This window comes from Luteipulveratus flavus (assembly GCF_029439465.1).
Taxonomy (GTDB): domain Bacteria; phylum Actinomycetota; class Actinomycetes; order Actinomycetales; family Dermatophilaceae; genus Luteipulveratus; species Luteipulveratus flavus.
Genome location: NZ_JAROAV010000028.1, coordinates 40,825 through 58,694, shown reverse-complemented (window position 1 = coordinate 58,694; position 17,870 = coordinate 40,825). Strand labels below are relative to the sequence as shown.

General features: G+C 73.4%; 20 protein-coding genes. 13 read left to right on the top strand and 7 right to left on the bottom strand.

The genetic code is table 11. The features are described 5' to 3' along the window. Positions 1-49 precede the first annotated feature (49 nt). Together P4R38_RS09005 and truA are read left to right on the top strand one after the other, a co-directional pair. Complete coding sequence (locus P4R38_RS09005) at positions 50-796, top strand: siderophore-interacting protein (RefSeq protein ID WP_277191899.1); 747 nt, start codon at positions 50-52, stop codon at positions 794-796. Positions 797-832: 36 nt separating this feature from the next. Further along, positions 833-1,666, top strand: coding sequence for a tRNA pseudouridine(38-40) synthase TruA (gene truA, locus P4R38_RS09000; RefSeq protein ID WP_277191898.1), 834 nt, complete (start codon positions 833-835; stop codon positions 1,664-1,666). A gap of 7 nt (positions 1,667-1,673) precedes the next feature. On the opposite strand, the gene P4R38_RS08995 is transcribed toward truA, so the two are convergent. From P4R38_RS08995 to P4R38_RS08980, 4 genes are read right to left on the bottom strand one after another with little or no spacing between them, the layout of a single operon-like run. Then, positions 1,674-2,546 carry a 5-oxoprolinase subunit C family protein gene (locus P4R38_RS08995; protein ID WP_277191897.1) on the bottom strand — a complete coding sequence of 291 codons (873 nt, stop codon included), beginning with the start codon at positions 2,544-2,546 and terminating at the stop codon, positions 1,674-1,676. Further along, entirely contained in the window at positions 2,543-3,160 is a 618-nt protein-coding gene (locus tag P4R38_RS08990; RefSeq protein ID WP_277192270.1) for a 5-oxoprolinase subunit B family protein, read from the bottom strand. Before P4R38_RS08990 ends, P4R38_RS08995 begins: the two co-directional genes overlap by 4 nt. A gap of 5 nt (positions 3,161-3,165) precedes the next feature. Then, positions 3,166-3,924, bottom strand: a complete 759-nt coding sequence (locus P4R38_RS08985; protein ID WP_277191896.1) for a LamB/YcsF family protein — start codon at positions 3,922-3,924, stop codon at positions 3,166-3,168. A gap of 4 nt (positions 3,925-3,928) precedes the next feature. After that, positions 3,929-4,915 carry an alpha/beta hydrolase gene (locus P4R38_RS08980; protein WP_277191895.1) on the bottom strand — a complete coding sequence of 329 codons (987 nt, stop codon included), beginning with the start codon at positions 4,913-4,915 and terminating at the stop codon, positions 3,929-3,931. Between the two features lie 106 nt (positions 4,916-5,021). Between P4R38_RS08980 and P4R38_RS08975 the strand changes: the two genes are divergently transcribed. The 4 genes from P4R38_RS08975 to P4R38_RS08960 are packed head-to-tail and all read left to right on the top strand — an operon-like array spanning position 5,022 to position 8,825. Continuing rightward, the gene (locus P4R38_RS08975; protein WP_277192269.1) at positions 5,022-6,392 is read left to right on the top strand and encodes a WS/DGAT/MGAT family O-acyltransferase; all 1,371 of its coding nucleotides are present in this window, start codon (positions 5,022-5,024) and stop codon (positions 6,390-6,392) included. Between the two features lie 58 nt (positions 6,393-6,450). After that, the gene (locus P4R38_RS08970; protein WP_277191894.1) at positions 6,451-8,142 is read left to right on the top strand and encodes an ABC-F family ATP-binding cassette domain-containing protein; all 1,692 of its coding nucleotides are present in this window, start codon (positions 6,451-6,453) and stop codon (positions 8,140-8,142) included. Positions 8,143-8,190: 48 nt separating this feature from the next. Continuing rightward, entirely contained in the window at positions 8,191-8,448 is a 258-nt protein-coding gene (locus P4R38_RS08965) for a FitA-like ribbon-helix-helix domain-containing protein (protein WP_277191893.1), read from the top strand. Next, a complete protein-coding gene (locus P4R38_RS08960; RefSeq protein ID WP_277191892.1) occupies positions 8,445-8,825 on the top strand; it encodes a type II toxin-antitoxin system VapC family toxin in 381 nt (126 codons plus the stop codon). Before P4R38_RS08965 ends, P4R38_RS08960 begins: the two co-directional genes overlap by 4 nt. 85 nt (positions 8,826-8,910) lie before the next feature. Here the strand turns inward: P4R38_RS08960 and P4R38_RS08955 are convergent, their stop codons facing one another. Continuing rightward, positions 8,911-9,477, bottom strand: a complete 567-nt coding sequence (locus tag P4R38_RS08955; protein WP_277191891.1) for a winged helix-turn-helix domain-containing protein — start codon at positions 9,475-9,477, stop codon at positions 8,911-8,913. 199 nt (positions 9,478-9,676) lie between these two features. On the opposite strand from P4R38_RS08955, the gene rplM reads away from it, so the two are divergent. The 3 genes from rplM (at position 9,677) to glmM (ending at position 12,119) form a co-directional block, all read left to right on the top strand. Next, complete coding sequence (gene rplM, locus P4R38_RS08950) at positions 9,677-10,126, top strand: 50S ribosomal protein L13 (RefSeq protein ID WP_275237759.1); 450 nt, start codon at positions 9,677-9,679, stop codon at positions 10,124-10,126. Between the two features lie 36 nt (positions 10,127-10,162). Next, positions 10,163-10,669, top strand: a complete 507-nt coding sequence (gene rpsI / locus P4R38_RS08945; RefSeq protein ID WP_275237760.1) for a 30S ribosomal protein S9 — start codon at positions 10,163-10,165, stop codon at positions 10,667-10,669. 103 nt (positions 10,670-10,772) lie between these two features. Beyond that, positions 10,773-12,119 (top strand): phosphoglucosamine mutase, encoded by a 1,347-nt coding sequence (gene glmM, locus P4R38_RS08940; RefSeq protein WP_277191890.1) that lies wholly within the window; start codon positions 10,773-10,775, stop codon positions 12,117-12,119. Positions 12,120-12,188: 69 nt separating this feature from the next. Here the strand turns inward: glmM and P4R38_RS08935 are convergent, their stop codons facing one another. Continuing rightward, the gene (locus tag P4R38_RS08935) at positions 12,189-12,743 is read right to left on the bottom strand and encodes an NADPH-dependent FMN reductase (RefSeq protein WP_275237762.1); all 555 of its coding nucleotides are present in this window, start codon (positions 12,741-12,743) and stop codon (positions 12,189-12,191) included. Positions 12,744-12,839: 96 nt separating this feature from the next. On the opposite strand from P4R38_RS08935, the gene P4R38_RS08930 reads away from it, so the two are divergent. The 4 genes from P4R38_RS08930 (at position 12,840) to pdxR (ending at position 16,566) form a co-directional block, all read left to right on the top strand. Then, positions 12,840-13,448 (top strand): TetR/AcrR family transcriptional regulator, encoded by a 609-nt coding sequence (locus P4R38_RS08930; RefSeq protein WP_277191889.1) that lies wholly within the window; start codon positions 12,840-12,842, stop codon positions 13,446-13,448. Then, complete coding sequence (locus tag P4R38_RS08925) at positions 13,445-14,599, top strand: pyridoxal phosphate-dependent aminotransferase (protein WP_277191888.1); 1,155 nt, start codon at positions 13,445-13,447, stop codon at positions 14,597-14,599. The genes P4R38_RS08930 and P4R38_RS08925 overlap by 4 nt, the downstream gene beginning before the upstream one ends. Before the next feature lie 36 nt (positions 14,600-14,635). Further along, positions 14,636-15,061: an Ohr family peroxiredoxin gene (locus P4R38_RS08920; protein ID WP_277191887.1), complete on the top strand. Its 426-nt coding sequence runs from the start codon at positions 14,636-14,638 to the stop codon at positions 15,059-15,061. Between the two features lie 71 nt (positions 15,062-15,132). Further along, positions 15,133-16,566 (top strand): MocR-like pyridoxine biosynthesis transcription factor PdxR, encoded by a 1,434-nt coding sequence (gene pdxR / locus P4R38_RS08915; RefSeq protein ID WP_277191886.1) that lies wholly within the window; start codon positions 15,133-15,135, stop codon positions 16,564-16,566. On the opposite strand, the gene P4R38_RS08910 is transcribed toward pdxR, so the two are convergent. Beyond that, entirely contained in the window at positions 16,482-17,822 is a 1,341-nt protein-coding gene (locus P4R38_RS08910) for an APC family permease (protein ID WP_277191885.1), read from the bottom strand. The two genes, pdxR and P4R38_RS08910, sit on opposite strands and share 85 nt — an antisense overlap. Positions 17,823-17,870: the final 48 nt, after the last annotated feature.

Sequence of the window (17,870 nt, the reverse complement as noted above, 5' to 3'; positions counted from 1 at the left end):
GGAGGCGCCCGGAGCACGTCGCCGGGCCGACGGCGGCTACGTTCTCCTCATGCCCCGGCCTGATACGACCCTGACGGTGACCGCGACCGAACGGCTGAGCCCCTCGATGGTGCGCGTCCACCTGGGCGGCCCTGAATTCGCCTCGTTCGTCGCGAACTCCTTCACCGACATGTACGTCAAGCTGGTCATCGACACCGCGGACGGCCCGGTCACGCGGACGTACACCGTGCGTGACCTGGACGCCGAGCAGGAGCGGCTGACCGTCGACTTCGTCGTGCACGGCGAGGAGGGCGCGGCCGGTCCGTGGGCGGCCCGCGCGACGCCGGGCGACACGGTGGTCGTGCGCGGCCCGGGTGGGGCCTACCGCCCGGACCCGACCGCGGACTGGCACCTGCTCGCCGGCGACGACTCGGCGCTGCCGGCCGTGGCCGCGGCGCTGGAGGCGCTACCGCCCGATGCGGTCGGCCTGGCGTTCGTGGAGGTCGAGGACGCCGCGTCCCGTCTGCCGCTGCGGGTCCCGGACGGTGTCCGGCTCACCTGGGTCGAGCGCTCCGCGGCACCCGATGGCACCTCGCCGCTGGTGGACGCCGTCCGGGCTGCGCCGTGGCTGCCTGGGGAGCCGCACGTGTTCGTCCACGGCGAGGCGCAGGCGGTCATGCACGGGCTGCGGCCGTACATCCGCAAGGAGCGCGGGGTGCCGGCGGCGCGTGCGTCGATCTCCGGCTACTGGCGGCGCGGGCGGACCGAGGAGAGCTTCCGGGTGTGGAAGCAGGAGCTGGCGGCGGCCGAGCAGTGAGCCGTCCGGGTCGCCGCACGCCGTAGCCTGTCGCGGGTGCGGCTCCGAATCGACTTCGCCTACGACGGCACGGACTTCTCCGGGTGGGCCGCCCAGCCCGGCCGCCGGACGGTGGAGGAGGAGCTCTCGCGCGCGTTCACGACGGTGCTGCGCGCACCGGAGCCGGTCCGGCTCACCGTCGCCGGGCGTACCGACGCCGGCGTGCACGCCCGCGGCGCGGTGTGCCACGCCGACGTGGACGCGACGGCGTACGCCGCACTGCCGGGCCGCTCGGACCGGGACCCGCAGGTCGCCGCGGTCAGCCGGCTGAACGGCGTGCTCCCGGGCGACATCGTCGTCCGCCGGGTCCGCGAGGTGGAGGAGGCGTTCGACGCCAGGTTCTCGGCGACCCAGCGCCGTTACCGCTACCGCCTGGCCGACGACCCGGCAACCCTGGATCCGCTGCGCCGGCGGGACACCGTGGTGCACCGCCGGCCCCTGGACGTGGCCGCCATGGACGCCGCCGCCCGCAGCCTGCTCGGCCTCAACGACTTCGCCGCGTTCTGCAAGCGGCGCGAGGGCGCGACCACCGTCCGCACGCTGCTGGAGTACTCCTGGCGACGAGGCGACGACGGGGTGCTCGAGGCCCGGGTCGTCGCGGACGCCTTCTGCCACTCGATGGTGCGTTCGCTGGTGGGCGCGGTGGTGCCCGTGGGCGAGGGCCGGCGCGACGTCCACTGGCCGGCGGGGGTTCTCGCCGACCGGCAGCGCAGCCCCGAGGTGGCCGTCATGCCGCCGCACGGGCTGTCGCTGGAAGAGGTGACCTACCCGCCGGACGACCGGCTCGCCGCGCGCGCCGAGGAGGCCAGGGCCGTACGCCGGCTGCCTTGAGGGACGGTCAGCCCAGCCACGACGCGCGGCGCAGCACGAACCTCACCTGCTCGCCGGGACGCAGCTGCGCGAGCCGATCGGTCGCGGCGTCGTCGACGACCGCGACCACGGGATAGCCGCCCGTCGTCGGGTGGTCGGCGAGGAAGATCAGCGGCTGCCCGGACGGCGGGACCTGGACGGCGCCGCGCACGATGCCCTCGCTGGCGAGCTCCTCGGCGCGGGCCCGGGACAGCGGCGGCCCGGTCAGTCGCACCCCGACGCGGTCGGCCTCGGCGCCGACCTGCCAGACGGCGTCGCCGAGCACAGCCAGCGAATCCTCAGTCAACCAGTCGTCACGCGGTCCGATCGTGGCCGGCAGGTCCACGGGTCCCAGTGGTGGCCCGACCGGCGAGCCACCGGGTTCACCGACCGGAGCGTCGGAGCGGCCGACGGGCAACCGGTCGCCCTCCGCGAGCGGATGCAGGCCGAGACCGCCCGAGGGAGCGACGCTGCGGCTTCCGAGCACCGTCCGGGTCCGCAACCCGCCCCGGACGGCGACGTACGTACGCAGCCCGGCGACCGGCGTACCGATCTCGACGCGGCTCCCGGACGTGACCCGCAGCGGAGCGCACAGCGGAGCGGCCCGACCGTCGACGGTCACGCAGGCCGGTGCGCCGGTCACGGCCAGCACCACCTCGCCCACCGCCTCGAGCGCGGTGCCGCCGAGGAGCAGCTCCAGCCCGGCCGCGCCGCCCTCGTTGCCGACCAGCCGGCCCGCGAGCTCGTAGGAGGGCCGGTCGGCGGCACCGCCGGTGCCGACGCCGAGCCGGCCGAGGCCGGGACGCCCACGGTCCTGGACGAGTGCGAGCGGGCCGGTGCGGCGGACGACCAGCTCGCTCACGCGCCGACCTCCTCGAATCGGACCGTCGTGCCCGGTGGGAGCAGGACCTCCGGCTCACGGTCGGCGTCGAACAGCCGCACGTCGGTACGCCCGATCAGCTGCCAGCCGCCGGGGGAGGCGCTGGGGTAGATGCCGCTCCACTCACCGGCGAGCCCGACCGAGCCTGGCTCGATCCGTGTGCGCGGGGAGTCGCGGCGGGGGACCGTGAGGCCACCCGACGCGCCGCCGAGGTAGGCGAACCCGGGCAGGAACCCGACGAACTCGACCCGCCACTCCTGGCCGGTGTGCCGGCGGACGACCTCCTGCGGGCTGAGGCCCAGCAGCTCGGCGACCTCCGCGAGGTCCGGCCCGTCGTAGCGCACGGGCACCGTCACCCGTTCACCCTGGCGACCGGGCTCGGGGACGTCCGCGAGGTCGAGGGCCAGCAGCCGGTCACGCAGCACGGCCAGCCGCTCCGGCCGGTCCGCGGTGAGCAGCACGGTACGGGCCGCGGGGACGTGGGAGACCAGCCCCGGCAGCTCGTGGCCGGCGAGCCAGGACTCCAGCCGCCGGCGGGTGTCGCCGTCCGGCAGCTCGACCAGGACCCCGCGCTCGCCGACCGGCAGGAACCGCATCCCGGTCACAGGAACGACTCGACGTCGACGCCGTTCTCCGTCAACGTGTCCCGCACCGCCCGCGCCATACGGACGGCGCCGGGGGAGTCTCCGTGCACACACACCGACTCGGCGTCGACGGCGACGTCCGTGCCGTCGACGCTGCGGACGGTGCCGCCCGTCACCAGGCGCAGCACCCGCTCGGCGACCGCCCTCGGGTCGTCCAGCACCGCTCGCTCCTGCGAGCGAGGGACCAGGGTGCCCTCCGCGGTGTAGGCACGGTCCGCGAACGCCTCGCGGACGGTCCGCAGGCCGGCACGCTCCGCCCGCGCGAGCAGCGCCGAGCCCGGCAGGCCGAGCAGGGGCAGCGTGGGGTCGAGGTCGTGCACCGCACGGACGACCGCCTGCGCCTGCTCCTCGTGGGTCACGACGGTGTTGTAGAGCGCGCCGTGCGGCTTGACGTACCGCACCCGGGAGCCGCAGGTGCGGGCGATGCCGTCCAGCGCGCCGATCTGGTAGACGACATCGGCGTAGAGATCGTCCGGGTCGACGTCGATGAAGCGGCGGCCGAAGCCCGCGAGGTCGTGGTAACCGACCTGGGCGCCGATCGCGACACCCGCCCGCGCGGCCGACCGGCAGGTCCGGACGAGCGTCGCCGGGTCGCCGGCGTGGAACCCGCACGCGATGTTCGCCGAGGTCACGACCTGCAGGAGGGCGTCGTCGTCGCCGAGCCGCCAGGTGCCGTACGACTCACCGAGGTCGGCGTTCACGTCGACCGAGGGCACGGGCTCAGCTCGCGACGGCGTGTGGGGCGCCGAGCCCGCGGACGAACGTACCGACCTCGCGGACCGCGTCCCGGCCCTCGGGCAGGACGCACCCGGCCGCCTGGAACACGTGGACCTGCCCCTTCCAGACCTGCAACGACGCCGGGACCCCGGACGCCGCGAGCAGGTCGACCATCTCCTCGCACTCGGACCGCAGGATCTCGCGCGAGCCGATCTGGATGAGCACGGGCGGCAGGCCGGTGAGGTCGGCGTCGATCGGCGAGACGCGCGGGCCCACGACCTCGTGCTGGGCGTCGACCGCCGCGGTGAACCTGGCCAGGCCGCGGCAGGCCCGCACGGTGAAGACGTCGCAGCGGTCGTTGTACGGGCTGGCCTCCTTGCGCTCGGTGCCCAGGTCCAGCAGCGGCGACATCCCGACCAGACCGGCCGGCATCGGCAGGCCCTCGTCGCGGATGGCGATGGCGGTGAGGAACGCAAGGAACCCGCCCGCGGAGTCGCCGATGACGGAGATCCGGTCCGCGGCGTACCCCTGGGCCAGCAGCCAGCGGTAGCCGGAGAGGCAGTCGGCCACCATGTGCTCGACGGTGACCTGCGGCATCATCCGGAAGTCGACGTTGAGCGCGGGCGCACCGGTGGCGTGCGAGACGTACGCGACCAGGCGGCGGTGGGTGGCCAGGCTGCAGGTGACCAGCGCCCCGCCGTGCAGGTAGAGCACCGCCCGGTCCTTCTTCCGCACGTCGACGCCCGGCCCGACGATCCACTCCGCGCCGCACTCGCCGAGCCGGACCCGCTCGACCGTGGAGCCGTCGGGTGCCGGGAGGTGCTCGGCGGCGCGGTCCAGGATCCGGGAGGGCCAGATGACCGAGGGCACGAAGCTCCAGGCGACCAGGGTGGGCTTGACGGTGTGGCGCAGGCCGGCCGCGAGGATCTGCGACTGCACGCTGCGACGCGGCCAGCTGGTCCGCACCGCGGTCACGGTCGCTGTCGGCACGTCGGCCCCCTTCGGCATGGCATGGTGTTCCAGGTCACACTCAGCAGCTCCACCTTACGTCTACTCGGCAGTAGATCGAGGAACCGGAGGCACGATCGTGGCCGTGATGGGACCCACCGACTCGATGTTCCTGCTCGTGGAGTCACGCGAGCACCCGATGCACGTCGGCGGGCTGCAGCTGTTCAGCCCGCCCGAGGACGCCGGACCCGGCTGGGTCGCCGACGAGCTGCTCCCGGTGCTGCGTCCGCCGGGTCCGATCCACCCTCGCTTCCGGTTGCGGCCGGCGCTGCCCGTCGGCACGGTCGGCAACGTGCTGTGGCGCGAGGACGAGGAGATCGACCTGGACCACCACGTCCGCCCCTCGGCGGTGCCGGCCCCCGGGCGGCTGCGTGAGCTGTTCGAGCTGACCTCGCGCTGGCAGGGCTCGCTGCTGGACCGGTACCGGCCGCTGTGGGAGTCCTACGTCGTCGAGGGGCTCGAAGGCGGCCGCGTCGCGGTGTTCAGCAAGGTCCACCACGCCCTGCTGGACGGGGTGTCGGCGCTGCAGCTGATGCAGCGCGCCTGCAGCCCCGACCCCGACGCGCGCGACTGCGTCCCGGCGTACGCCGCCCCGGAGACGTCCGTCGTGCCGAAGGAGAGCGGTCCGACGCCCGGCCCCCTCGCGCCGTCGACCCTCGCGCGCGGCGGGCGCGAGGTGGTCCAGGAGCTGGCGACGATCGGACCGCGGGCCCTGCAGGTCGGCTGGCGGTCCCTGCGCGACCCCGACCTCGCGACCGCCTTCGACGCGCCGCGGACGATCCTGAACGGCCGCGTCGGCGCCGCGCGCCGGTTCGTGGCGCAGACCTTCGAGCGCGACCGGTTCCGCGTGATCAGCAAGGCCGCGGACGTCTCGTTCAACGACGTGGTCCTCGCCGCCTGCTCGGGTGCCCTGCGGGCCTACCTGGACGAGCTCGGTGCCCTGCCCAACCGTTCCCTCACCGCGATGTGCCCGGTGGACCTGCGCGACGACCTCGCCGTCGTCGGCGGCAACAGCGTCGGCGCGATCATCGCGACGCTCGCCACCGACACCCCGGACCCGTTCGTGCGGCTGGAGACCATCCACGCCTCGACCACCGCGGCGAAGGCGACGATGCGGCAGCTGAGCCCGCTGCAGACGCTGCTCATGTCGGGGCTCAACATCGCCGGGCTCGGCCTGGCGTCCGTGCCGGGCTACCTCGACCTGTCCGGTCCGCCGTTCAACGTGGTGATCTCCAACGTCCCGGGGCCGCGCAAGCAGCTGTGGTTCAACGGCGCCCACCTCGACGGCACGTACCCCGCCTCGATCGCGTACGACGGGCTCGCCGTGAACATCACCCTCGTCACCTACGACGACCAGGTCGACTTCGGCATCACGGCGTGCCGGCGCAGCGCACCTCACGTGCAGCGGATCATCCACCACCTGGAGGACTCGCTCGCCGAGCTCGAGGCGGTGGTCTGACCGGGGGCACGGCATAACGACGTGACGTACGCGCGCGGCTGGGTCACACTCGAGCGCTGTGGGACACGTCGACGTCAACAGCATCAGCTACTCCCTGCCAGACGGCAGGCCGCTCCTGGGGGACGTGAGCCTGCGGGTCGGAGAGGGCGCCAAGGTCGCGCTGGTCGGGCCGAACGGCACGGGCAAGACGACGCTACTGCGGATCATCTCCGGTGACCTCGACGCGCACGACGGAGCCATCACCCGCAGCGGCGGCCTCGGCGTGATGCCGCAGTTCATCGGGAAGGTCGGCCGGGACGGGCAGCAGGTCACCGTCCGGGACCTGCTGGTCAGCGTCGCCCCGGCGCCCATCCGCACGGCGGCCGAGGCCGTCGACGCCTCCGAGCAGGCGATCATGGAGCGCGACGACGAGCCCGCGCAGATGGCGTACGCGCAGGCGCTCGCGGACTGGGCCGACGTGGACGGGTACGAGTGGGAGACCCTCTGGGACGTCTGCACCGTGGCCGCGCTCGGGACGCCGTACGACAAGGCGCAGTGGCGCGACGTCAACACCCTCTCCGGCGGCGAGCAGAAACGGGTCGTGCTGGAGGCGCTGCTGCGCGGGCCCGAGGAGGTCCTGCTGCTGGACGAGCCGGACAACTACCTCGACGTGCCGACCAAGCGCTGGCTCGAGGAGCAGCTGCGGACCTCGCCGAAGACCGTCCTGCTGGTCAGCCACGATCGGGAGCTGCTGGACCAGGTCGCCACCCGCATCGCGACCCTGGAGCCGACGGCCGCCGGCAGCATCGCCTGGGTGCACCCGGGCCGGTTCTCGACCTACCACGAGGCCCGGGCGGACCGGCACGCGCGGCTGGAGGAGATGCGCCGCCGCTGGGACGAGGAGCACGCCAAGCTCAAGGCGCTCGTGCAGATGTACAAGACGAAGGCCGCCTACAACGACGGGCTCGCCTCGCGGTACCAGGCGGCCAAGACGCGGCTGGCGAAGTTCGAGGAGGCCGGTCCGCCCGAGGCGACGCCGTACGAGCAGAACGTCACGATGCGGCTCAAGGGCGGCCGGACGGCCAAGCGCGCGGTCGTCGTCGACCGGCTGGAGCTCGCCGGTCTGATGAAGCCGTTCGACCTGGAGGTCTGGTACGGCGAACGCGTGGCCGTCCTCGGCTCGAACGGCTCCGGCAAGAGCCACTTCCTGCGACTCCTGGCCGCCGGCGGGTCCGACCCGGAGCCCGAGCACCGACCGGTGGGCGACGTACGGCCCGAGCCGGTGGTCCACCAGGGAGTGGCCCGGCTGGGGTCGCGGGTGCGGCCGGGCTGGTTCGCCCAGACCCATCAGCACCCGTCGCTGGTCGGGCGCACGCTGCTGGAGATCCTGCACCGCGGCGACGATCACCGGCAGGGCATGCCGCGCGACCTGGCCGCGCGGGCGCTGGACCGGTACGAGCTCGCGCACGCGGCCGAGCAGACGTTCGGCTCGTTGTCGGGCGGTCAGCAGGCGCGCTTCCAGATCCTGCTGCTGGAGCTGAGCGGGGCGACGATGCTGCTGCTGGACGAGCCGACCGACAACCTGGACCTGCACTCGGCGGAGGCGCTGGAGGAGGGGCTGGAGGCGTTCGAGGGCACCGTCGTCGCCGTCACGCACGACCGCTGGTTCTCCCGTGGCTTCGACCGGTTCCTGGTCTTCGGCGCCGACGGCCGGGTGTACGAGTCGGCCGAACCGGTCTGGGACGAGGGGCGCGTCCTGCGGGCCCGCTGACGGCCAGGATCATCCCGTCTGCATGCACATGCATGCTACCGTTGCCGTATGGCGACGAACATCCAGGTCCGCTCGGTCGATGACGACCTCGCTGAGGCGGCCAAGCGGCGTGCGGCCGAGACGCATCGCAGCCTGTCGGCGTACGTCCGGGACCTGATCGAGCGCGACGTCGCACAGCACGGCGCGCGCGCGAGGATGCAGGGCGTGCTCGATGAGATCCGCGCCGACGTGGTGCGGCCGCAGGCGACCCGCGCCCAGGTGCTCGAGGCGTTGGAGCAGGCTCGACGCGAGATGTACTCCGCGTGATCGTGCTGGACGCCTCAGCCTGGGTCGATGTGGTCGCCGGCGGCTCCCGAGGCAGCGTCCTCGAGAGCAAGGACATCACGGTGCCGCCGCACTTCGACGTCGAGGTGATCGGATCGATCCGGGCGCTGCACCAGCGGCGCGTGCTGACCGATGACGCAGCCGATCGGGCCGTCGACCGCCACCTGCGCGCACCGTTCGTCCGGTCGTTCGAGCCGGCCGACGCTCGCGCAGCGTGGACGCTGCGCGAGGCCATGTCCTCCCGCGACGCCTGGTACGTCGCACTGGCGCAGCGGCTCGAGGCCGTCTGGGTCACAGCCGACCTGCGCGCAGCCCGCGTCGCCGGACGACACGTCCGCGTACACGTCGTGGCGGACTGATCGACCGCGCGAACCACCTGAGGAGGCGGCCGGACCGGTCCGCGCACGAGGGCGACATCCAGGGCATGCGCGCCGCGGTGGGCGGTCACGCCGTCGGTGGAGGGTCGACCGGCAGCAGGCAGGTGTACGCCGCGACCCGGCGGGCGCCCGGCGTGCCCGCACCCGCTCGCCGGTAGCGGTCCAGCACCTCGGCCAGCTCGGCGGACAGCGCGGTGAGCTGCTCGGTGGTGACGAGCACGGCGTGGTCGTCCAGGCCGCAGTGCTGACGCCAGGTCGTGGGCCAGCGGCCGCGCTCGCCGACCCACGCGTCGGCCCGTACGGCGAAGTGCTGGACGTAGTCGCGCGCCAGCCAGTCGGCGGCTGCCTCGTCGTCGGCGTCCAGGGCCAGGTCCGGATCGCCCGCGCCGGGCAGCTCCGGCTCGGCCGCGGCGGCCCAGACACGGCGCCGGCCCGTGCCGGTCCCGGTGTCGGTGACCAGGCCGACCTCCTCGAGCTTGCGCAGGTGGTAGGACGTCGCTCCCGTGTGGGTCTCGAGCGCGGCAGCGAGCTCGGTGGCGGTGGCCGGACCGTGCACGCGCAGGTGCCCGAGCACCCGGGACCGGACCGGGTGGGCGAGGACGCGCAGGGCGGGACGAGTGGTCGGACGGGCCATGTGGATGCACAATAGTTGTGCACACTCACGCTGCACAACGGGCACGCGGGTCGGTCGGAGGGCCGAGATTCCCTTGCGGCGACTGGGATGTCCGCCGATTTGGAGGGGTACGCGCGGGCCCGGTAATCTTGATCTCTGCTGCAGTACGCGCGTTCGTCGCGCGGCGCAGCTCCCGGATACTCAAACGAAGGCTACGACTGTGCGTACGTTCACCCCGAAGCCGGCAGAGGTCAGCAAGGACCGCGCCTGGCACATCATTGACGCCACCGACGTCGTCCTCGGCCGGCTCGCGAGCCAGGTCGCCATCCTGCTGCGGGGCAAGCACAAGACGACCTTCGCCCCGCACGTCGACACCGGTGACTTCGTCATCATCATCAACGCCGACAAGGTCGCCCTGACCGGCGCCAAGCTGCAGAAGAAGGTCGCCTACCGCCACTCCGGCTTCCCGGGCGGCCTCAAGGCGACCTCGTACACCGAGCTCATGGCCAAGGACCCGGCCAAGGCTGTCGAGAAGGCCGTGCGCGGCATGATCCCGCACAACTCCCTCGGCCGTCAGCAGATGAGCAAGCTGAAGGTCTACGCCGGCGCCGAGCACCCGCACGGTGCGCAGCAGCCGAAGCCCTTCACCATCGACCAGGTCGCGCAGTAATAGCCGCGGCGACTGCCAGGAATACAAGGAGAACCCGTGGCTGACCAGACCCAGACCGAGGCCCTCGAGACCGAGGAGCCCCAGCTGACCGAGTACACCAGCGAGAGCGCCGCCGCTCCCGCCGAGGGCGAGGAGGTGCGTCGCCCGAGCGCGTCCGCGCCGAGCGCCGGCACCGGCCGTCGCAAGCAGGCCATCGCCCGCGTGCGCATCGTCCCCGGCAGCGGTGAGTGGAAGATCAACGGCCGCTCGCTGGACGAGTACTTCCCGAACAAGGTCCACCAGCAGATCGTCAACGAGCCGCTGAAGGTCCTGGAGCTCGACGGCGCGTACGACGTCCTCGTGCGCGTGCACGGCGGTGGCCCCTCCGGCCAGGCCGGTGCCGTCCGCCTGGGTGTCGCGCGTTCGCTGAACGACGTCGACCCCGAGCTCAACCGCCCGGCCCTGAAGAAGGCCGGCTTCCTGACCCGCGATGCCCGCGTCCCGGAGCGCAAGAAGGCCGGTCTCAAGAAGGCCCGCAAGGCGCCGCAGTACAGCAAGCGCTGATCGAGGACGTCTCGTCCGCAGCGTGACGTTCGTGAGCACCCCGGGCGCCCTTGCCACGTGCAAGGGTGCTCGGGGTGTCTCTGTGTGAGAGGAGTTGACGCCCATGGGGCGGATGTTCGGGACCGACGGCGTACGCGGCGTCGCCAATGTCGACATCACGGCCGAGACGGCCCTCGACCTGGCGATCGCGGCGGCGCACGTCCTCGGTGAGCAGGGCGAGTTCCGCGGCCACCGGCCCAAGGCCGTGGTGGGTCGCGATCCGCGCGCGTCCGGGGAGTTCCTCTCGGCCGCGACGGTGGCCGGCCTGGCCTCGGCCGGTGTCGACGTGCACGACGCGGGCGTCCTGCCGACGCCGGCGATCGCGTACCTGACGGCGCACACGGGCGCCGACCTCGGCGTGATGATCTCCGCCTCGCACAACCCGATGCCCGACAACGGCATCAAGTTCTTCTCCCGCGGCGGGCACAAGCTGCCCGATGCGGTCGAGGACGCGATCGAGACGCGCCTGCGCGAGGAGCGGGAGCGTCCCACCGGCGCGCGCGTCGGCCGGATCCGGACGTACGACGACGGTGGCCGCGACTACGTCGAGCACCTCATCGCCGCGCTGCCGCACTCGCTGGAGGGCCTGCACGTGGTCGTCGACGCCGCGCACGGCGCGGCGAGTGTGGTCGGCCCCCAGGTCTTCGAAGCCGCTGGTGCGAGGGTGACCGTCATCGGCGCCGAGCCGGACGGGCTGAACATCAACGACGGCCACGGCTCGACGCACCTGGAGCCGCTGCAGGAGGCCGTCCTGGCGCACCGCGCCGACCTCGGCGTCGCCCTCGACGGGGACGCCGACCGCTGCCTGGCGATCGACGCCTCCGGCCAGGTCGTCGACGGCGACCAGATCATGGCCGTCCTCGCGCTCGACCTCAAGGAGCGCGGCGTGCTCGCCCACGACACGCTGGTCGCGACGGTCATGAGCAACCTCGGCATGATCCAGGCGATGGACCGCGAGGGCGTCTCCGTCCTGCAGACCGGTGTCGGCGACCGCTACGTCCTGGAGGCCATGCGCAAGGGCGGCTTCTCCCTCGGCGGTGAGCAGTCCGGCCACGTCATCATGCTCGATCACGGCACCACCGGCGACGGTGTGCTCACCGGCCTCGTGCTCGCGGCCCGGGTGGCCGCGACCGGCAAGCCGCTGGCCGACCTCGCCGCGGTGATGACGCACCTGCCCCAGACGATGATCAACGTCGACGGCGTCGACAAGCATGCCGTTGACACGCACGCGGTCGTCCAGGCCGCCGTCCTGCAGGCGCAGACGACACTCGCGGGCATCGGCCGGGTGCTGCTGCGCAAGTCGGGCACCGAGCCGCTGGTACGCGTGATGGTCGAGGCCGACACGGCCGAGCGCGCGCACGAGGTGGCCGAGCAGCTGGCGTCCGTGGTCCGCCGCGAGCTGGCTCTTTGACCTCACGACGACGAAGGGCCCGTCAGCAGCACTGCTGCTGACGGGCCCTTCGTCGCGAGCGACTCGAGGTCAGGCGGCGGCGGTCTCCCGCGCCTGCTGCGTCAGGGTCTCCAGCGTCCGGGTGACGGCCTCGACGACGTCGGCCTGCTCCTCCGGGTGGCCCGAGCCGGTCCACTCGGTGACCTTGAAGGAGCCGGCCGGCTCCTCGTGCGGCTTCGCGCCGGCGATCTTGACCGACTTCAGCGAGTCCTGGTGGGCCCACACGCCGCCGAACTGACCGAAGGCCGCACCGAGCGCGGCGGCCGGCTTACCGGTGATCGAGCCCTGACCGTACGGGCGGGAGGCCCAGTCGATGGCGTTCTTCAGGACGGCGGGGAGGCCGCCGTTGTACTCGGGCGTGACGAGCAGCAGCGCGTCCGCGGCGGCGACCTGCTCGCGCAGGCGCTCGGCGGCGGCGGGCGCGTCGGCGCCGTCGATGTCCTCGTTGTAGAACGGGACCTCGCCGAGCCCCTCGGCGATCCGGACCTCGGTGCCCTCCGGGGCGAGGCGCTGCGCCAGCTCGGCGATCTTGCGGTTGGTGGAGTCAGCGCGCAGGCTGCCGACGAGGGCGAGGACGACGGTCATGAGAGGGTGCCTTTCGTGTGCCGTACGGGGGTACATTCGATCTAAACGGACTGTAGTCCGTTTTGTTCCGTCCATGTCGAGCTCGCGGGGTGTTCTGTGTCACGTACGGGTGCGGGGACCTCCCTGCTGGGTCCACCGCCGGGTAGCGGCCGACGGGACGCGCAGCGCAACACCGCCCGCGTGCTGGACGCCGCCGCGCTCCTGATCACCCGCTGCGGGCCGGACGCGCTCACGATGGACGCCGTCGCCGCGCAGGCGGGGGTCGGCAAGGGCACCGTGTTCCGCCGGTTCGGCAACCGGGCGGGCCTGATGGCGGCGCTGATGGACCACACCGAGCGCGAGCTGCAGGAGCGGTTCATGTCCGGTCCGCCGCCGCTCGGGCCCGGCGCGCCGCCACTGGAGCGGCTGCTGGCCTTCGGTGAGGCCCGGTTGCACCTGGTGGCAGCCCAGGGCCCGATCATGCGGGCGATCGGCGACCTCGACAGCAGGTTCGAGGTGCCGGCGCACGGGCTCGCGCTCACGCACGTCCGGCTGCTGCTGCAGGCCCTGGAGACCGGGGGCGACGTCGAGCTGCTCGCGAGTGCGCTGATGGCCCCGCTGGACCCCGCTCTGGTGAGCCTGCAGGTCCAGCACGGAGTGTCAATGGATCGCATCACGGCGGCCTGGCAGGACCTCGTCCGCCGGGTCGTGGGGTCGCGCCGATGAGGCAGCCGTCCCGCCGCGGGCAGGTCGAGCCGTTCCACGTCATGGAGGTGCTCAAGGCGGGCGCGCAGCGACAGCGCACGCACGGCGACGTCATCCTCATGTGCGCCGGGCAGCCGTCCACGCCGGCACCGCAGGTCGTGCTCGAGGCCGCCCGCAATGCGCTCACCGCAGGCCCGCTCGGCTACACCGAGACCGCCGGCATCCTGCCGCTGCGCCAGGCGATCGCCGACCACCACACGAGCACGTACGGCGTCGAGGTCGACCCCGAGCAGGTGGTCGTGACGACCGGCTCGTCGGGTGGTTTCACGGCGCTGTTCCTCGCGGCGTTCGAGCCGGGCGACGTGGTCGCGATGACCAGGCCCGGCTACCCCGCGTACCGGAACACGTTGCAGGCGCTGGGAATTGCGCCGTACGAGCTGGAGTGCGGGCCGGAGACGCGGTTCCAGCCGACGGTGGCGATGCTGGAGGCGATGCCCGAGCCGCCGGCCGGCGTCATCATCGCCAGCCCGGCCAACCCGACCGGCACCATCATCGACGCGGACGAGCTGGCGGCGATCGCCCGCTGGTGCGACGAGCACGACTGCCTGCTGATCAGCGACGAGATCTACCACGGCATCTCCTACGGGCGGTCGTGCGCGAGCGCGTGGGAGACGTCGACGTCGAGCGTCGTCGTCGGGTCGGTGAGCAAGTACTTCTCGATGACCGGGTGGCGGCTGGGCTGGATGCTGCTGCCGCGCACGCTCGCCCGCCCGGTGGAGCTGCTGTCGGGCAACCTGTCCATCTGCCCGCCGGCGGTCGCCCAGCACGCCGCGCTCGCCTGCTTCACGCCGCCGGCGCGGGCCGAGCTGGACGGCCACGTGCTCCGGTACGCCGAGAGCCGCGCGCACCTGGTCGAGGCGCTGCCGCGGATCGGTGTGACGTCGTACGCCCCGCCGGACGGTGCGTTCTACGCGTGGTGCGACGTGCGGCACCTCACCGACGACTCGACCGCCTGGTGCCGCGAGGTGCTGGCGCGCACCGGCGTCGCGATCACCCCGGGCGTCGACTTCGATCCGGTCGACGGGCGGCACTTCATGCGGCTGTCGTTCGCCGGATCGACCGCCGAGGTGACGAAGGCGATGGAGCGCCTCGTGGCCCACGTCGTAGGTTGAGACCGTTGATCGTTCACCTGACCGAAGGGAACCAGCATGCCGTTCGAGGAAGTCACCGAGACCCTGTACACCACTGCCGCCACCGCCAAGGGTGGCCGCGAGGGCGTCGTCAAGAGCGAGGACGGGGTCGTCGAGTTCCAGCTGGGCAAGCCCGGCAGCAAGAGCAACCCGAAGGCCAACCCCGAGACGCTGTTCGCCGCCGGCTACGCCGCGTGCTTCGGCGGCGCGATCAACCACCTGGCCGCGGAGGAGGGCATCGACACCACCGAGTCCACCGTCACCGCGAACGTCACGTTCGGCAAGACCGCCAGCGGTGTCGGCCTGGCCGTCGACATCAAGGCGACCCTGCCCGGCGTCGACCCGGCCAAGGCCGAGGAGCTCGTCCGGCGGGCGCACGAGGAGGTCTGCCCGTACTCCAAGGCGACCCGCGACAACATCACGGTGACGGTCGGCACCGCCTGACCCGCCTCCGTACGACCACGGCCGGTGCCCGCGCACCGGCCGTTGTCGTGCCTCGATGACACACTTTCTCGGTGGACCTCACCGTGCGGCTGGGCGAGCGGGGCGGTCGGACGAGCGCCATCTACGCGGCCCTCGTGGCGGCGATGACCGACGGCCGGCTGCACGCGGGCGACCGGCTGCCGCCGACCCGGCAGCTGGCGGCCGAGCTCGGTGTCTCGCGGACGACCGTGTCCGCGGCGTACGACCGGCTGATGGCCGAGGGCTACGTCGAGGCGCGTACGGGTGCGGGCACGTTCGTCTCCGCGGCCGCAGCGCCGGCGGATCCGCCCGTCGGCCGGGCGGACGGTGGCGCTCTGCGCCCGCGTGCCTCGTGGTCGCTGGAGCCCCTGGAGCGGGACGAGCGCACGAGGTACGCCTACGACTTCCGACCCGGCATCCCGGACGCGCGGCTGTTCCCGCTCGACGTCTGGCGGCGCCTCGTCGGTGCCCAGCTGCGGCGCAGCGCCCTGCCCGAGGCGTACGCGGGTCCGTTCGGCCATGCGGGCCTGCGGGCCGCGGTGGCCCGGCACCTCGGTCGCTCGCGGGGAGTGCTCGCCGAGCCGGACGACGTCATCGTGTGCAACGGCTCCCAGCAGGCGCTCGACCTCGTCTGCCGGGTCCTGGTCGAGGCCGGGGACCAGGTCGCGGTCGAGGACCCGGGCTACGACATGGCCCGCAGGGCGGTCGTCGCCCACGGCGCTCGCGTCGTGCCGGTCCCCGTCGACCGGCACGGGCTGCGCGTCGACCGGATCCCGCCCGGGGTCCGGCTGGTCCTCACGACGCCGTCCCACCAGTACCCGACCGGTGTGCCGATGACGCTGGCCCGCAGGCGCGCCCTGCTCGCCTGGGCGGACCAGCACGACGCTGCCGTCTTCGAGGACGACTACGACAGCGAGTTCCGTTACGGCTCAAGGCCGTTGGAGCCCCTGTACAGCCTCGACGCCACGGGTCGGGTGCTGTACGCCGGCACGTTCTCGAAGTCGCTGCTGCCGTCGTTGCGCCTGGGCTACCTGCTCGCGCCGGCGGGGCTGCGCCCGGCGCTCGCGGCCGCCCGTCAGGTGTCGGACTGGCACGGCGTGCTGCCGGTCCAGGCGGCCCTGGCGCACTTCATCGACGACGGTCTCCTCGGCGCGCACGTCCGTCGCGCGAACCGCGTGTACGCCGCGCGCCGGGACGCGATGACGGCGGGGGTCCGGGATCACCTGGGGGAGTGGTTCGACACGGTGCCCTCGGCGGCGGGGCTGCACCTGTGCGTGCGGCTGCGTGCCGGGCTCAGCGTCGACGACCGTCGGCTCGCAGCGGAGCTCGCCGGGGCCGGCGTCGGGCTGGAGCCGCTGTCGCCGATGTACGGCGGCGCGGCCCACCCCGGACTCGTCCTCGGCTACGGCCTCGCCTCGGAGCGGGCCATCGCGGAAGGACTGCCCGCCGCCCGCCGCGTGGTACGCCGGTGCGTCACCGCGTCGTAGACCAGCGCGGCGACCGCGATCCCGGCCGTCCACAGCACGTGCCGACCGGTCATCCAGAGGAGGGCGAGCGCACTCACGAACGACACGACCGCCGCCCGGTGGCCCCAGGTGCCGCGCGGGAGCAGGCGGATCGCCGCGGCCGAGCCGATCAGGTAGACCAGGGTGAACGACCCCGTCACCAGCAGCAGGGACGCGGTGAGCTCCAGGCCGGCCACCACGGTGACGGCGGTCGAGAGCAGGCACAGAGTGACCAGCAGGCCGAGCGAGCGCAGCGGGATCTCGCCGGCCTGGCTGCCCCGCGCCAGCCAGGCCGGCATCGCCCCGTCGCGGCCGAGCGCGGCGCCGAGGCGCGAGCCGCCCGCGAAGTAGGCGTTCATGGCGCCCGCGGTGAGCAGCAGCGCCGTGACGGTCGTGACGACGCGGGCGGGCTCGCCGAGGCCGGTCGCGAGCAGGTCGGACAGGGGCGCGTCCGAGGTCGCCGCTGCGGGGCCGAGCACCAGCACGCTGACCCCGGCCACCCCGACGTACAGCACGCCCACCACGGCGATGGCGATGCCGGTGGCGCGCGGGATGTCGCGCCGCGGCTCGCGGAAGTCGCAGGAGAGGGACGACGTCGCCTCCCAGCCGGCGAAGGCCCACACCAGCACGGCCGCGGCCGAGCCGACCGCCGCCCAGCCGTGCGGCGCGAACGGCGTCAGGTGGGTCGTGTCGGCGTGGGGGAGCGCCACGACGAGCGCGCCGGCGAGCAGCAGGACCAGGACGGCCGCCAGGGCCAGCTGGACCCTGCCGGAGAGCCGGATGCCGAACGCGTTCATGCCGCCGACCAGGACGGTCAGGGCGACGATGGTCAGCACCTCGGTGACGCGACCCCCGTCGGTGAGGTCGGCGAGGTACCCGCCGGCGAAGGACGCAGCCGGGGCGGCACCCATCGGGACGGCCAGGTAGAAGCACCAGCCCACGACCGCTGCCGCGCGCCGCCCGAACGCCAGCCGCGCGTACGTCGACACACCGCCGGTGTCGGGGTAGCGCGAGCCGAGCGCCGCGAAGGTCGTCGCCAGCGGTACGGACAGCAGCACGAGCGCCAGCCACGCGAGGAGTGATGCGGGCCCGGCCAGGTCGGCGGCGATCGCGGGCAGCGACAGCACGCCGGTGCCGAGGACCGCGCCCGTCGTCAGCGCGCTGCCCTGCAGCAGGGTCAGCCCGCCGCGGACGGGCGGCGGGACGACGGGAGGGACGGGCTGCTCGGTCGTGGTCACCGAAGTGACGCTAGGCGCGCAGCGGTCCACTCAGAAGGGCCACTTCGA

Bases quoted from the DNA above. Each gene is read 5' to 3' on its own strand.
- P4R38_RS08920 (WP_277191887.1), top strand. From the start codon at position 14,636: ATGCCGTTCGAGGAAGTCACCGAGACCCTGTACACCACTGCCGCCACC.
- P4R38_RS08935 (WP_275237762.1), bottom strand. From the start codon at position 12,743: ATGACCGTCGTCCTCGCCCTCGTCGGCAGCCTGCGCGCTGACTCCACC.
- P4R38_RS08975 (WP_277192269.1), top strand. From the start codon at position 5,022: ATGGGACCCACCGACTCGATGTTCCTGCTCGTGGAGTCACGCGAGCAC.
- P4R38_RS08965 (WP_277191893.1), top strand. From the start codon at position 8,191: ATGGCGACGAACATCCAGGTCCGCTCGGTCGATGACGACCTCGCTGAG.
- P4R38_RS09005 (WP_277191899.1), top strand. From the start codon at position 50: ATGCCCCGGCCTGATACGACCCTGACGGTGACCGCGACCGAACGGCTG.
- glmM (WP_277191890.1), top strand. From the start codon at position 10,773: ATGGGGCGGATGTTCGGGACCGACGGCGTACGCGGCGTCGCCAATGTC.
- P4R38_RS08925 (WP_277191888.1), top strand. From the start codon at position 13,445: ATGAGGCAGCCGTCCCGCCGCGGGCAGGTCGAGCCGTTCCACGTCATG.
- P4R38_RS08955 (WP_277191891.1), bottom strand. From the start codon at position 9,477: ATGGCCCGTCCGACCACTCGTCCCGCCCTGCGCGTCCTCGCCCACCCG.
- P4R38_RS08990 (WP_277192270.1), bottom strand. From the start codon at position 3,160: ATGCGGTTCCTGCCGGTCGGCGAGCGCGGGGTCCTGGTCGAGCTGCCG.